This window comes from Pseudomonas sp. IT-P74 (assembly GCF_949768175.1).
GTDB lineage: Bacteria > Pseudomonadota > Gammaproteobacteria > Pseudomonadales > Pseudomonadaceae > Aquipseudomonas.
This window is the reverse complement of the sequence record NZ_CATKQD010000013.1, coordinates 17,750-32,555: the sequence shown is the minus strand read 5'-3', so window position 1 is coordinate 32,555 and position 14,806 is coordinate 17,750. Positions and strand designations below refer to the sequence as shown.

Annotated in this window: 12 protein-coding genes; 11 read left to right on the top strand and 1 reads right to left on the bottom strand. The window is 60.2% G+C overall.

Annotated elements, in window-relative coordinates; translation table 11 throughout:
* The first annotated feature begins 81 nt into the window (after nucleotides 1–81).
* From ACM6J5_RS12085 to urtE, 11 genes are all read left to right on the top strand, one after another.
* Nucleotides 82–2,196 carry a TonB-dependent copper receptor gene (locus tag ACM6J5_RS12085; RefSeq protein WP_414928576.1) on the top strand — a complete coding sequence of 705 codons (2,115 nt, stop codon included), beginning with the start codon at nucleotides 82–84 and terminating at the stop codon, nucleotides 2,194–2,196.
* A gap of 110 nt (nucleotides 2,197–2,306) precedes the next feature.
* A complete protein-coding gene (locus ACM6J5_RS12080; protein ID WP_414928575.1) occupies nucleotides 2,307–3,686 on the top strand; it encodes a PepSY-associated TM helix domain-containing protein in 1,380 nt (459 codons plus the stop codon).
* 165 nt (nucleotides 3,687–3,851) lie between these two features.
* Nucleotides 3,852–4,640 (top strand): ABC transporter ATP-binding protein, encoded by a 789-nt coding sequence (locus tag ACM6J5_RS12075; protein WP_414928574.1) that lies wholly within the window; start codon nucleotides 3,852–3,854, stop codon nucleotides 4,638–4,640.
* The gene (locus tag ACM6J5_RS12070; protein WP_095944222.1) at nucleotides 4,637–5,596 is read left to right on the top strand and encodes an ABC transporter substrate-binding protein; all 960 of its coding nucleotides are present in this window, start codon (nucleotides 4,637–4,639) and stop codon (nucleotides 5,594–5,596) included. Before ACM6J5_RS12075 ends, ACM6J5_RS12070 begins: the two co-directional genes overlap by 4 nt.
* Nucleotides 5,593–6,603 carry a FecCD family ABC transporter permease gene (locus ACM6J5_RS12065; RefSeq protein WP_414928573.1) on the top strand — a complete coding sequence of 337 codons (1,011 nt, stop codon included), beginning with the start codon at nucleotides 5,593–5,595 and terminating at the stop codon, nucleotides 6,601–6,603. Before ACM6J5_RS12070 ends, ACM6J5_RS12065 begins: the two co-directional genes overlap by 4 nt.
* 196 nt (nucleotides 6,604–6,799) lie before the next feature.
* A complete protein-coding gene (locus tag ACM6J5_RS12060) occupies nucleotides 6,800–7,222 on the top strand; it encodes a hypothetical protein (protein WP_414928572.1) in 423 nt (140 codons plus the stop codon).
* Between the two features lie 267 nt (nucleotides 7,223–7,489).
* Nucleotides 7,490–8,755: an urea ABC transporter substrate-binding protein gene (gene urtA, locus ACM6J5_RS12055; protein WP_090328640.1), complete on the top strand. Its 1,266-nt coding sequence runs from the start codon at nucleotides 7,490–7,492 to the stop codon at nucleotides 8,753–8,755.
* 158 nt (nucleotides 8,756–8,913) lie between these two features.
* Nucleotides 8,914–10,416, top strand: coding sequence for an urea ABC transporter permease subunit UrtB (gene urtB, locus ACM6J5_RS12050; RefSeq protein ID WP_414928571.1), 1,503 nt, complete (start codon nucleotides 8,914–8,916; stop codon nucleotides 10,414–10,416).
* Nucleotides 10,416–11,495: an urea ABC transporter permease subunit UrtC gene (gene urtC, locus ACM6J5_RS12045; protein WP_414928570.1), complete on the top strand. Its 1,080-nt coding sequence runs from the start codon at nucleotides 10,416–10,418 to the stop codon at nucleotides 11,493–11,495. Before urtB ends, urtC begins: the two co-directional genes overlap by 1 nt.
* Nucleotides 11,492–12,361 carry an urea ABC transporter ATP-binding protein UrtD gene (gene urtD / locus ACM6J5_RS12040; RefSeq protein ID WP_095944227.1) on the top strand — a complete coding sequence of 290 codons (870 nt, stop codon included), beginning with the start codon at nucleotides 11,492–11,494 and terminating at the stop codon, nucleotides 12,359–12,361. Before urtC ends, urtD begins: the two co-directional genes overlap by 4 nt.
* A gap of 133 nt (nucleotides 12,362–12,494) precedes the next feature.
* Nucleotides 12,495–13,193, top strand: coding sequence for an urea ABC transporter ATP-binding subunit UrtE (gene urtE / locus ACM6J5_RS12035; protein WP_414928569.1), 699 nt, complete (start codon nucleotides 12,495–12,497; stop codon nucleotides 13,191–13,193).
* An 18-nt stretch (nucleotides 13,194–13,211) separates the two neighbouring features.
* On the opposite strand, the gene ACM6J5_RS12030 is transcribed toward urtE, so the two are convergent.
* The gene (locus ACM6J5_RS12030; protein ID WP_414928568.1) at nucleotides 13,212–14,582 is read right to left on the bottom strand and encodes a DUF4329 domain-containing protein; all 1,371 of its coding nucleotides are present in this window, start codon (nucleotides 14,580–14,582) and stop codon (nucleotides 13,212–13,214) included.
* Between the last annotated feature and the right edge of the window lie 224 nt (nucleotides 14,583–14,806).

The following is a 14,806-nucleotide window of genomic DNA, read 5'->3' as shown; positions in this document are numbered from 1 at the left end:
CTTTCGCGAGCAAGCCCGCTCCCACAGGGACAGCCTCAGACTGCCGGCCGTGTCGTTTACGACTGTTCGATGGAAATTGTCATGTCCAGGTTTTCCGCTGTCCCGTGCTTGAGCCCTGCCCAAGCCTCTTATGCCCTGAACGAATCCCGTGTTCGTTTCAGGCACGCCACCGCCATCCTGTGCGGTGCCTTGCTGGCGCCTTCTGCGCTGGCCGATGATCATGCCGATCACAGTGAAGAACTGAGCCCGACGGTGATTACCGCCGTTGCGCCCAGCTCGCCCTTGACCATCGTCACCAACCCCAAGGACCCGCGCCAACCGGTGCCGGCCAGCGACGGCGCCGATTATCTGAAGACCATCCCCGGCTTTGCCATGGTGCGCAATGGCGGCACCAACGGTGACCCGGTGCTGCGCGGCATGTTCGGCTCGCGGCTGAACATCCTCACCAACGGCGGCATGATGCTCGGTGCCTGCCCGGGCCGCATGGACGCCCCGACCTCCTACATCTCGCCGGAAACCTACGACAAGCTCACCGTGATCAAAGGCCCACAAACCGTGCTGTGGGGCCCGGGCTCTTCGGCCGGGACCATTCTGTTCGACCGCGAGCCGGAACACTTCGGCGAGCTCGGTACGCGGGTCAACGCCAGCGTACTGGCCGGCTCCTACGGTCGCTTCGACAAACTGGTGGACGCTGCCGCCGGCGGTGAGTCGGGTTATGTGCGGGTCATCGGCAACACCGCGCACTCCGACGACTACCAGGACGGCAACAACGATACCGTGGCGTCGCGCTATGACAAATGGAATGGCGACATGGCCGTCGGCTGGACGCCGAATACCGACACCTTGCTGGAACTGACCGCCGGCCGTGGCGATGGTGAAGCCCGCTACGCCGGGCGCGGCATGGACGGTTCGCAGTTCCTGCGCGAAAGCCTCGGCCTGCGCTTCGAGCAGTCCAACATCGGCGAGGTGCTGGATAAGGTCGAGGCGCAGGTCTACTACAACTACGCCGACCACGTGATGGACAACTACACCCTGCGCACACCGTCCGGCACCGGGATGATGGCCGGGCCCATGGCTTCCAACGTCGACCGCCGCACCCTCGGCGCACGGGTCAAGGGCACCTGGCGCTGGGCCGACGTACAACTGATCAGCGGCATCGACGCGCAGACCAACGAGCATCGCCAGCGTGGCGCCATGGGTGTCGACACCTACAAGGACCTGCCGTACACCAAGGATGCCGACTTCCATAACTACGGCGTGTTCGGCGAACTGACCTGGTACGCCGACCGTGACCGCCTGATCAGCGGCGCACGCCTGGACCGTGCCTCGGCCAAGGATTTTCGGCAGACCATCGGCTCGGGCATGATGACCCGCCCGAATCCGACCGCCGACGACACCCGCGCCGATACCCTGCCCAGCGGTTTCATCCGCTACGAGCATGACCTGGCCGACAGCCCGACCACCTTGTATGCAGGCATAGGTCACACCCAGCGATTCCCGGATTACTGGGAGCTGTTTTCACCCAAGTCCGGCCCCGCCGGTTCGGTGAATGCCTTCGATTCGATCAAGCCGGAAAAAACCACCCAGCTCGATTTCGGCCTGCAGTACAAGACCGAAGACCTCGAAGCCTGGGCCTCGGCTTACGTCGGGCAAGTGCGCGATTACATCCTGTTCAACTACACCCCGACGATGATGGGTACGACCTCACAAGCCGAAAACATCGACGCGCGAATCATGGGCGGCGAACTGGGCGCCTTTTACAACCTTACCGACAACTGGAAAGCCGACGCGACCCTGGCCTACGCCTGGGGCAAGAACAGCAGCGATGGCAGTGCATTGCCGCAAATGCCGCCGCTGGATGCCCGTTTCGGCCTGACCTACAGCGAAGAAAACTGGAGCGCCGGCGCACTGTGGAGAGTGGTTGCCGCGCAAAACCGCATCGACCAGAACAAGGGCAACGTGGTCGGCAAGGATTTCGGCAAGACGCCGGGCTTCGGCGTGTTTTCCCTCAACGGTGCCTATCGGATCAACAGCAACTGGAAGGTCAGCAGCGGCGTCGACAACCTGTTCGGCAAAGCTTACGCCGAGCACTTGAACCTGGCCGGCAACGCCGGTTTCGGCTACCCGGCCAATGACCCGCAAGCCATCAAGGAACCGGGGCGAACGCTCTGGACCAAGGTGGATATGAGTTTCTAAAAGCTTCGCGAGCAAGCTCGCTCCTACAGGGAGGCGAGCCTGCTCGCGATCGGTTGCAAGGCAACCGCCAATCAAACAACTAAAAGATCCAGCCAAGTGGAGCACGCGTGATGAAACAGCCCAAAGTGAATTTCTACAACCTGGCGTGGCGCTGGCATTTCTATGCCGGATTGTTCGTTGCGCCATTCATGGTGATGCTGGCCCTGACCGGCACCATTTACCTGTTCAAACCGCAACTCGACTCGCTGATGTACAGCAGCCTGCTCAACGTTCCGGCCGGTCATCACACAGTGCCGGCCGACGACCTGCTCAAGCGCGTGGAAGACGCGTACCCGCAAGCCACGATCAAGCAGTACCTGCCACCGGTCAGCGCTGAACGTAGCGCGCAGTTTGTCGTGCTCAATGGCGGCAACGAACTGAATGTGTTCGTCGATCCGTACCACGGTGACATCCTCGGCGAGCAAGACGCCAAGAAAAACCTGCAAGCCATTGCCCGCGCGATTCACGGCGAGCTGATGATCGGCACCGTCGGCGATCGGCTGATCGAACTGGCCGCCGGTTGGGGCGTGGTGCTGGTGGTGTCCGGCATCTTCTTGTGGTGGCCACGCGGTCAGGCGGCAGGCATTTTGTGGCCGCGCCTGAACAGTCGTGGGCGCGTATTGTGGCGTGACCTGCACGCGGTCACCGGGTTCTGGGGCGCGTCCCTGCTGCTGGTGATGCTGCTGAGCGGCATGACCTGGACCGGCTTCTGGGGCAAGCAGTACGCCGAAGTGTGGAACGTGTTCCCGGCCGCCATGTGGGATGACGTGCCGAAGTCCGACGTCGAGGCTCGCAGCCTCAACACCGCCACCCGTCAGACCGTGCCATGGGCCATGGAAAACACGCCGATGCCGATGTCCGGCGACCATGCCGAGCACATGGCCCACGACGGTGCAGCGGCCGGTCCTGCCTCGCCGACCATCCGCCTGCAGGATGTACAAAACATCGCCAGAGAGCGCAAGGTCGAACCGGGTTACAGCATCACCCTGCCGACCAATGCAACCGGTGTTTTCACCATTGCGCTGTTCGCCGACGACCCGCGCAATGACGCCACGCTGCACATCGATCAGTACACCGGCAAGGTCCTGGCCGATGTACGTTTCGAGCAATACGGCAGCGTCGCCCGCGCCACGGAAATCGGCGTGATGCTGCACGAAGGCAAGATGTTCGGCGCCTTCAACCAGATTGTCGTGTTGCTGATCTGCCTGATGATTTTGCTCAGCGCGGTCAGCGGTGTGGTGATCTGGTGGAAACGCCGTCCGCAAGGAAAACTCGGCGTGCCGCCGCTGCGCCACGACCTGCCGAAATGGAAAACCGCGATGGTGATCATGTTCGCCCTGGCGCTGGCCTTCCCGTTGGTGGGTGCTTCGCTGGTGGCGGTTTGGGTGCTCGACCGTGTGCTGCTGTCACGCTTCGCCCGGCAGACTGTGAGCGCCTCATCTTCATCATGAAACAGGCGAGATGCGCGGGATCGATAGCACTGTAGACTTCCCGCACTTTTCGTCGCTGCCCTATCGCGAGCAGGCTCGCTCCCACATTTGACCGTGTTCCAATGTGGGAGCGAGCCTGCTCGCGATGGCGTCATCCGCCGCTCCAGAAACTTCAAGAACAACTGCATGACCTCGCTGAACCTCACAAAACTCACCTGGTCTCCACTGGGTCACGGCCATTGCCATCACCAATTCCAGCTGCGTGACGCCTCGCTACACGTGGCCGCCGGTGAGTTCGTCGGGCTGATCGGCCCCAACGGCAGCGGCAAGACCAGCCTGTTGCGCTGTGCCTGGCGCTTCAGTAAACCGGAAAGCGGCGAGGTCAGGCTCGATCACCGGAACGTCTGGAAGCAATCCTCGCGCTGGTGTGCGCAACGCATCGCCGTGGTGCTGCAGGAGTTCCCTGAAGCCTTCGACCTGACCGTCGAGGAAGTCGTCGCCATGGGCCGCACGCCGCACAAAGGCTTGTTCGATGGCGACACCCTTGAAGACCGCGACCTGATCAATCAGGCCCTGGAGTCCGTCGGCCTCAAGGGCTTCGAAGACCACGGGTTCGTCACGCTCTCCGGTGGTGAAAAACAGCGAGTCATCCTCGCCCGCGCCCTGGCCCAGCAACCACAATTGCTGATCCTCGACGAGCCGACCAACCACCTTGATCCGCGTTATCAGCTTGAGCTTTTGAAGCTGGTCACGCGCTTGAACATCGGCACCCTGGCGAGCATCCACGACCTCAATCTGGCGGCGGCTTTTTGTGATCGGCTGTACGTGATCGACCACGGCCGCATCGTCGCCAGCGGCACGCCGAAAGAAGTCCTGACGACTGCGCTACTGCGCAATGTGTTCGGCGTCGAAGCGCTGATCGATGAACATCCGCTGCACGGCTACCCACGAATCACCTGGATAACCCAACCATGACTTTGCGTTCCCTGCTGCGCTCCTGCCTCTCTCTCGTGATGTTGCTGGGCAGCGCCCAGGCATTGGCCGAAGCCACCCATTACCCGCTGACAATCAAAAGCTGCAACCGCGAAGTGACTTTCAAGCAGGCACCACAACACGCCCTCAGCCACGACATCAACATGACTCAGATGATGCTCGCCCTCGGCCTCAAACCACGGATGGCCGGTTACAGCGGCATCAGTGGCTGGAAGGCCGTGACACCCGAGATGCAGGGTATTCTCGAAGGCCTGCCGGAACTGGCGGCCAAGTACCCGTCGGTGGAAACCCTGCTCAATGCCAACGTCGATTTCTTCTTCGCCGGCTGGGACTACGGCATGCGTATCGGCGGCGATCTCACGCCACAAACCCTGCAACCGCTGGGCATCAATGTGTACGAGCTGAGCGAATCCTGCGCCTTCGTGATGAAACGCCCCCCGGCCAGTCTCGAAGACACCTACAACGATCTGCGCAACCTCGGCAGAATCTTCGACGTGCAGGACCGCGCCAATGCCCTGATCGCCGACATGCAGGCGCAAGTGGCGAATATTCGCAAAGACCTGCCCGCGGAAAAACCGCGGGTCTTCCTGTACGACAGCGGCGAAGACCGGGCCATGACCTCGGGGCGTCTGGGCATGCCGCAAGCACTGATCGACGCCGCTGGCGGACGCAATGTCCTGGAGGATGTCGACGCGAGCTGGACCCGGGTCAATTGGGAAACCGTGGTCGAGCGCAACCCCCAGGTGATCGTGATCGTCGACTACAGCGAAATCACTGCCGAACAGAAGATTCAATTCCTGCTGAGCAACAAGGCCCTGCAATCGGTGGACGCGATCAAGCACCAGCGCTTCATCGTCATCCCTTACGTGCAGGCCACGCCGGGGATCGATAACGTGCTGGCGGTCGCCACCCTGGCCATGGGTTTCCACGGCGAATGATCAACCGTCGCTACGCCCTGTTGCTGATCGCCCTCGGTACCCTGTTGCTGGTGTCGTGCGTGGTGTCCCTGGGTTTCGGCCCGGCACGGGTGCCGCTGGATGTGGTGTGGCGCATCCTGTTGCACAAACTGTTCGGTTTCGGTGTGCCGGACTGGAACCCTGGACAAGAGCATATCGTCTGGCTGATCCGCGTCCCGCGCATGCTGCTCGGCGCGTTGGTGGGCGCCGGCCTGGCGTTGATCGGCGCCGTGCTGCAAGCGGTGACGCGCAACCCGTTGGCTGACCCGCATTTACTTGGCGCCACGTCCGGCGCGACGTTAGGCGCGGTGATCGTGGTGCTGCATGTCGGTGAGATCGTTGGCCTGCTGACCTTGCCCATCGCGGCATTTATCGGTGCATTGCTGAGCATGCTGGTGGTGCTGATGATCGCCAATCGCCACGGCCGCCTCGACAGTGATCGCTTGTTGTTGTGCGGCGTGGCGGTGTCGTTCGTGATGATGGCGATAGCCAATTTGCTGCTGTTCATGGGCGACCATCGAGCCAGTTCGGCGGTGATGTTCTGGATGCTCGGCGGGCTCGGGTTGGCACGCTGGGAGCTGCTGACGGTGCCGACAGCCAGTGTGTTGCTCGGGCTGGCGTTGCTGCTGGGCATGGCGCGACCGCTGAATGCGCTGATGGCCGGCGAGCAGACAGCAGTGACCCTGGGCCTGAATGCACGCACCGTGCGCCTGCGAGTGTTTCTGATTGCGTCATTGATGACCGGAGTGCTGGTATCGATCAGCGGCTCGATCGGTTTTGTCGGGCTGATGGTACCGCACATTGCGCGGCGTCTGGTCGGCGCTCAACACCGAAGATTGCTGCCGGTGTGCGTATTGCTCGGCAGCGTGTTTCTGGTCTGGGTCGACGTCGCCGCCCGGACATTGATCGCCCCCGAAGACTTGCCCATCGGTGTTGCCACTGCTGCAATTGGCGGGTTGTTCTTCATCGGCTTGATGCGACGTCGTTAATGTCACATTTAATTAAAAAGTTTCAAACTACATTTACGCTTGGAAAAACTCCGTATTAAGTTAGCGCTTAACAAGTTCTCCATCACGCTCATACTCCGCACTCGCGAGCTCAACTATAAAACCCTCGCGCACTTCAATGACGATTATTCCTACAGCTTAATCGCCACAACTCTTACAAGAGCGGAAAGAGGTAAACATGTTCAAGAAGTTCATCGCATCCATTGCACTTGTTTCAGCGCCCGCATGGGCAGTGCAACCACCCTTTACTGGCGTTGACTACAGTGGTCGGTATCAATGCACTGGAATGGACAGCCATATCGGTCCGTTCGAAGGTGTTGTCGAGATGAAGCTCAATGCCGAACAGAGTACCGGAGAACACGGCGCCTACGGTTTTACGCTGACGTTGCTCGACAACTCCCGGTATGACGGATTTGCTGCCGCCAACTTGAGTTCCCTGGCGATTTATTTTGCCCATACGGATCCGTCGCTCAAGGATTACGGCATCGGAATTGCGAAAATTGCTACAACCCCTGACGGGAAAACTTCATTCACCAAGTACTACTACGGCCCGGAATACGAAGGTGGCGGGCATGGTTTTGAAACCTGCATCAAAAGCTGATTTGTTGCACCGCTGACCTTGTGGGAGCGGGCTTGCTCGCTCCCACAGTCGGTTTTTGTTGCTCACATAATCTTCGCCCCAATCTGGCGCAACTCTTCGCACCAACGCGCCAGACGCGATCCCTCATGGTGCGCCATCAAACCGTTCAACCGCTCTAAAACGACATTTCCCTGCCTTTTGCCGACCGGGCACAGCCCTTGCAAAACACCCCTTCAGTAGTCCGCATCTGCCAACCAAGAAAACTCATAAGTTCATGGAGATCGCACAATGAAGCGTCGCAGTTTGATCAAGGCTTTCACACTCTCGGCAAGCATCGCCGCGATGGGCATGACCTGGACTGTCCAGGCCGCCGAGACCATCAAGGTCGGTATTCTGCATTCGTTGTCCGGCACCATGGCGATCTCCGAAACGTCGCTCAAAGACATGGCGCTGATGACCATCGACGAGATCAACGCCAAGGGCGGCGTGAACGGCAAGATGCTCGAGCCGGTAGTGGTCGACCCGGCCTCGAACTGGCCGCTGTTCGCCGAGAAGGGTCGTCAGTTGCTGACCCAGGACAAGGTCGCGGTGGTGTTCGGTTGCTGGACTTCCGTGTCGCGCAAATCGGTACTGCCGGTGTTCGAAGAACTCAACGGCCTGCTGTTCTACCCGGTGCAATACGAAGGCGAAGAGATGTCGCCAAACGTGTTCTACACCGGCGCGGCGCCGAACCAGCAGGCGATCCCTGCCGTTGAATACCTGATGAGCGAAGAAGGCGGCAGCGCCAAGCGCTACTTCCTGCTCGGCACCGACTACGTGTACCCGCGCACCACCAACAAGATTCTGCGTTCGTTCCTTCACTCCAAGGGCGTGGCCGACAAGGACATCGAAGAGGTCTACACCCCGTTCGGTCACAGCGACTATCAAACCATCGTCGCCAACATCAAGAAGTTCTCGGCCGGTGGAAAGACGGCGGTTATCTCCACCGTCAACGGCGACTCCAACGTGCCTTTCTACAAAGAACTGGCGAACCAGGGCCTGAAAGCCACCGACGTTCCGGTCGTGGCGTTCTCGGTCGGCGAAGAAGAACTGCGCGGCATCGACACCAAGCCACTGGTGGGCAACCTGGCGGCGTGGAACTACTTCGAATCGGTCGAGAACCCGGTGAACAAGAAGTTCGTCGATGACTGGAAGGCCTACGCGAAGAAACACAACCTGCCAGGCGCCGACAAGGCAGTGACCAACGACCCGATGGAGGCCACTTATGTCGGCATCCACATGTGGGCGCAAGCGGCGGAAAAAGCCAAATCCACCGACGTCGACAAAGTCCGCGAAGCCTTGGCCGGCCAGACCTTTGCTGCGCCGTCCGGTTACACGCTGACCATGGACAAGACCAATCACCACCTGCACAAACCGGTGATGATCGGCGAGATCCAGGCTGACGGTCAGTTCAACGTGGTGTGGCAGACCGAAGGGCCGATCCGCGCCCAGCCGTGGAGCCCGTTCATCCCGGGCAACGACAAGAAGCCGGAGTATGCGGTGAAGAGCAACTGAGCCACTGGGTGTCGGGCCCAAGCATTCGGGCCTGACACAAATCCCTGTGGGAGCGAGCCTGCTCGCGATGACGGCGGCACATTCAACATTTCTGTGACTGAACAACCGCTATCGCGAGCAGGCTCGCTCCCACAATGTCCGCGTCAAGGCGACTATCTATGCCCACCGCCCTTTATCGTCTCATCTTCGCCATCGCATTTTTACTGCCGATGGCCACTCACGCCGGCGACGCCGAAGACTTCGTCGCCGCCAATCCCGTGCAGCAAGCCAGGCTGCTGGAAACCTGGGCGGCGCAGCCTGATCCGGCCCGTATCGAGCTGATCAACGCCCTGCAACAAGGCGAATTGACCGTCGACGGCCAGCCGAAAACCCTGCGTCTGAACAACCGCCTGCGGGGTCTGATCGACACCGCGTTGGCCAGTCATCAATTGCTCGCCGCCGACGCCAAACTCCGTCTGAGCGCTGCGCAGCAACTACAGAAAAGTGCCAAGCCGGCACAGTTGAAATTCCTCGACCAACAACTGGAGGGCGAAAAGGACGAAGGCGTTCACGCCGCACTGAGCCTGGCTCTGGCCAACCTGCAACTGGTGGATGGCGACCCGGCTGTACGGCTGGCCGCTGTGCGCTTGCTCGGCGAAACCGGCGACCCGCTGGCCCGCACCCGCCTCGAAGGCTTGCTCGAACCTGGCGTTGAAGCCGATGCCAATGTACGCACGGCGGCCGAAACCAGCCTGGCTCAAGTCAAGCGCAAACTGCTGGTCGGCGAAATGCTCGGCCAGGCATTCAGCGGTATGTCACTTGGATCGATTCTGCTGCTCGCCGCCCTGGGGCTTGCAATCACCTTCGGCCTGCTCGGCGTGATCAACATGGCCCACGGCGAGATGCTGATGCTCGGCGCCTACTCGACCTATGTGGTGCAACTGATGTTCCAGCGCTTCGCGCCGCAGGCCATCGAGTTCTATCCGCTGATCGCGCTGCCGGTGGCGTTTTTCGTCACCGCGGCTATCGGCATGGCGCTGGAGCGCACGGTAATTCGCCACCTCTACGGCCGTCCACTGGAAACCCTGCTCGCCACCTGGGGCATCAGCCTGATGCTGATTCAACTGGTTCGCCTGGTGTTCGGCGCACAGAACGTCGAAGTGGCCAACCCGGCCTGGCTGTCGGGTGGGATTCAGGTGCTGCCTAACCTCGTGCTGCCGTACAACCGCATCGTCATCATTGCCTTTGCCCTGTTTGTGGTGGTGCTGACCTGGCTGCTGCTGAACAGGACGCGCCTGGGCCTGAATGTTCGCGCCGTGACGCAGAACCGCAACATGGCGGCTTGCTGCGGAGTACCCACCGGGCGCGTAGACATGCTCGCCTTCGGCCTCGGCTCGGGCATTGCCGGCCTCGGTGGCGTGGCCCTGAGCCAGATCGGCAACGTCGGCCCGGATCTCGGCCAGAGCTACATCATCGACTCGTTCCTGGTGGTGGTGCTCGGCGGTGTCGGTCAGCTGGCCGGTAGCGTGCTGGCGGCGTTTGGCCTGGGGATCGCCAACAAGATTCTCGAACCGCAGATCGGTGCCGTGCTCGGCAAAATCCTCATCCTCGCGTTGATCATTCTGTTCATCCAGAAACGTCCGCAAGGCCTCTTCGCACTCAAAGGACGGGTGATCGACTGATGAACCAGCCCCTGCTCGTTACCGCGACCCAAAAAGCCGGCCCCAGAGTCTCGATTGCCGTCGGTGCGGTGATCCTCGTTCTACTGCTGGCGCTACCGCTGCTGTCGCTGATATCGCCGGACAGCACGCTGCACGTTTCGGCCTACACACTGACGCTGGTGGGCAAGATACTTTGCTACGCCATCGTCGCCCTGGCGCTCGATCTGGTGTGGGGTTACGCCGGCCTGCTGTCCCTCGGCCACGGCCTGTTCTTCGCCCTCGGTGGCTATGCCATGGGCATGTACCTGATGCGCCAGGCCTCGGGAGATGGCTTGCCGGCGTTCATGACCTTCCTGTCGTGGAGCGAAATGCCGTGGTTCTGGACTGGCACCAGCAGTTTCCTCTGGACCCTGTGCCTGGTGGTTTTGGCGCCGGGGTTGCTGGCCTTGGTGTTCGGCTTTTTCGCCTTCCGTTCGCGGATCAAGGGCGTGTACTTTTCGATCATGACCCAGGCCCTGACCTTCGCCGGCATGCTGCTGTTCTTCCGCAACGAAACCGGATTCGGCGGCAACAACGGCTTCACCAACTTCCACACGATTCTTGGCTTTGGCATCACTGAACCGGGCACCCGCGCGGTGCTGTTTTTCGCCACGGTGCTGTTGCTGGTGGCGAGCCTGTTTATCGGCTGGCGCCTGGCGCAAAGCAAGTTCGGACGTGTACTGACCGCGCTGCGCGATGCGGAAAATCGTCTGATGTTCTGCGGCTACGATCCGCGCGGCTTCAAGTTGTTCGTGTGGGTTTTGAGTGCGGTGTTGTGCGGCCTGGCCGGTGCGCTGTACGTGCCGCAAGTGGGGATCATCAACCCGAGCGAGATGTCGCCGACCAACTCCATCGAAGCAGCAGTATGGGTAGCACTGGGCGGGCGCGGGACGTTGATCGGCCCGTTGCTCGGTGCCGGCGTGGTCAACGGTATGAAGAGCTGGTTCACCGTGGCATTCCCCGAGTACTGGCTGTTCTTCCTCGGCGCGCTGTTCATTGTCGTGACCCTGTATTTGCCCAAAGGCGTGATCGGCCTGTTGAAGAAAAGAGGTGAGCAATGAGAGTTACTGCAACGGCTGAATTCATGCTCGAACCGGCGTTCTTCCCCGTGGAACCGAACAAGGATGCCGGCAGCAGCCGCGATGCCATTGGCCTCGGTCAACGGGTCGGACCTGGCCTGAACACCCGCCACGGCACCATCCTGACCCTGGAAGACATCAGTGTCAGCTTCGACGGCTTCCGCGCGCTGAACGAACTGAACCTGTACATCGGCGTCGGCGAACTGCGCTGCATCATCGGCCCCAACGGCGCGGGCAAGACCACGCTGATGGACGTGATCACCGGCAAGACCCGTCCCAGCCACGGCAAGGCCTGGTTCGGCGAAACCCTGGACCTGACGCAAATGAGCGAAGTTCAGATCGCCCAGGCCGGTATCGGCCGCAAGTTCCAGAAACCGACGGTGTTCGAAGCCTTGAGCGTGTTCGAGAACCTGGAACTGGCGCAGAAGACCGACAAGTCGGTATGGGCCAGTTTGCGCGCTCGCTTGAATGGCGAACAAAAGGACCGCATCGCCGAAGTGCTGGAGACCATTCGCCTGACCTCGTCGGTCAATCGCCCGGCCGGCCTGCTGTCCCACGGTCAGAAGCAGTTTCTGGAGATCGGCATGTTGCTGATGCAGGACCCGCAATTGCTGCTGCTCGATGAACCGGTGGCGGGCATGACCGACGCCGAAACCGAATTCACCGCCGAGCTGTTCAAGAGTCTGGCCGGCAAGCACTCGCTGATGGTGGTGGAGCACGACATGGGCTTCGTCGGCTCGATTGCCGACCACGTCACGGTGTTGCATCAGGGCAGCGTGCTGGCCGAAGGGTCGCTGGAACAGGTGCAGGACAACGAGCGGGTGATCGAGGTTTATCTCGGTCGTTAAGCCTGCAAATACATCCCTCTGTAGGAGCGAGCCTGCTCGCGAAAGCGGTGCATCAGTCACCAACGATGTTGAGTGTGCCGACGCCATCGCGAGCAAGCTCGCTCCCACAGGGGGATCTGAGGAGTATTTGAGAATGTTGCAAGTCGAAAAACTGCACCAGTACTACGGCGGAAGCCACATCCTGCGCGGTCTGACGTTTGACGTGAAGGTCGGCGAAGTCACCTGCTTGCTCGGCCGTAACGGCGTGGGCAAGACCACCCTGCTCAAATGCCTGATGGGCTTGTTGCCAGCCAAGGAAGGCGCAGTGAATTGGGAAGGCAAGCCGATCACCGCCTTCAAGCCGCACCAGCGTGTGCACGCCGGGATCGCCTACGTGCCGCAGGGCCGGGAAATCTTCGGCCGCCTGACCGTGGAAGAAAACCTGCTGATGGGCCTGTCGCGCTTTCCCGGCAGTGAAGCGAAGGAAGTGCCGGCGTTCATCTACGAGCTGTTCCCGGTGCTGCTGCAAATGAAGCAGCGCCGGGGTGGCGACTTGTCCGGTGGCCAGCAACAACAACTGGCCATCGGCCGCGCGCTGGCCAGCCGCCCTCGCCTGCTGATCCTCGACGAACCCACCGAAGGCATCCAGCCGTCGGTGATCAAGGAGATCGGTGCCGTGATCAAAAAACTCGCGGCCCGGGGCGACATGGCCATTCTACTGGTCGAACAGTTCTACGATTTCGCCGCCGAACTGGCCGACCAATATCTGGTGATGTCCCGGGGTGAAATCGTGCAACAGGGTCGCGGTGAAAACATGGAAACCGAGGGCGTGCGTGGGCTGGTTACGATCTGAGCAGTGAACTGTCAGCGCTCATTCAGAATCCGTGGTGATGCGGTTTGCCCCTGCATAGGGCAGCCATTTAGAACCCACCACGCCGCCAACATCCCAGAGCGGGCTGCTTTTTTCGACCGTCAGTACGCCCGTTACTGCAACACTCAAGACAAAATCCTTAGCGCTCAGATGTCCACCCAACAAGAGCTTATCGATGTTGACGCCCATCGCCCCTTCGGTCTTGATAACCCAGGCTTCGGCTTCAGAAAACGTGCTGTGGTACTTCAGCAATGCACCGTCCGGGGTCTGGCGGAACACCGAATAACCCACGGAGGAGTCAACCAAACCTGACTCCCGAGCCTGCTGAACACTGAATACCAATGACTGGGGTGAGAAAAACTGCTGATACAAGTCAGCCTCTTTTTCCGGTAGTGGCGTCGCCAGCGACTCTGGCCCCAGATACATACCTGCCAACGTCTGATTGTCTGGTAACCGAAAACTGCCTGGAATGGCAGGAAATACCTGCTCGATTGCCAACAGTCCATCAGGTCGATTGAGCGGCAATGTCGCGATGTATTCGTCACGGTCGCGACGCTTGAGGATAAAACCCACACGCTGATGTCCCGCTGTCGCTGGCACACGATTCAAGGCATCGTTCAACGCCGAGGCCGGGTCTTCAAAAACACCCGTAAAAAACGGCTGGAGTTTGGGAGGCCCGGGTATGACCGGTTGGTAGGGAGTCCATTCAGCAGTGATCGGGCCACGCAGCCCACCCCACAGGGTGCCTGGCTCCAGGACACGCATGTGACCGATGACCGCGATCCTTCTGACCATGTCTTCGGGTCTGTGGCCCATTCGGAATACAGGACTGTAGGCTGAGTCCGGTGGATTAATGGAATAAGCCACCAGAGAACCGGAAAGATCTGAAACATAACTATGTTTAAAAAAGTCCCGGTGATTGAACGCACCATGGACATCTGGCATCGAAGGCAGCGCGTTGAACAACTTGACCTGATCAGAGTTGAAGGTTGGATTCGCCTTGGCAATACTCTTGTAAATGTCCGGATGACTATGCCATTTGCCAACGCAAAGGTATCCGGCTGGATGGCTGATCGTCTGGGTCTGCCGGTCGTAGTTCAGCAAACGCTCCATATCAAACGAAGTTGCCTCACCCTGGATAGGTGTTGTCGCGACAAACTTGCCATCCGGGCGCTGCAAAATGAGTGCACCGTACTCTCTGTCGTTCAGACGCTCATGTTGGTGAACCCAATACGCAGCATCGTCTTCGCAAATGAAGGGAGGGCTGACAGGTGGCAGCACCGGCGCGGCCTTGGCGGGTTGCTCAAGTGGTAGCGTTGCAAGTTGCTCAAGCATTTTTCGAGCATTTTCACGATCTGTATCGGTGGTCATCAATAAACTCCAAGACGTTCAGTCGCCCCGCAGAAGGAGGGAGCGGACGCTTGGATGCTGAGTTCTTTGGAAGCACGGATGGCGGTACATATGTATGCCTAAAAGGTGGTTAAGCACCAATTTGTTGCTCGGCATTTCATAGTGCGCCCCTTGTTGGTGCGCAAGCCCCAGCAATAGTTGCCTCCTGCCCGGGATACCTTGCGGCACAGCCTTTGCAACATCCT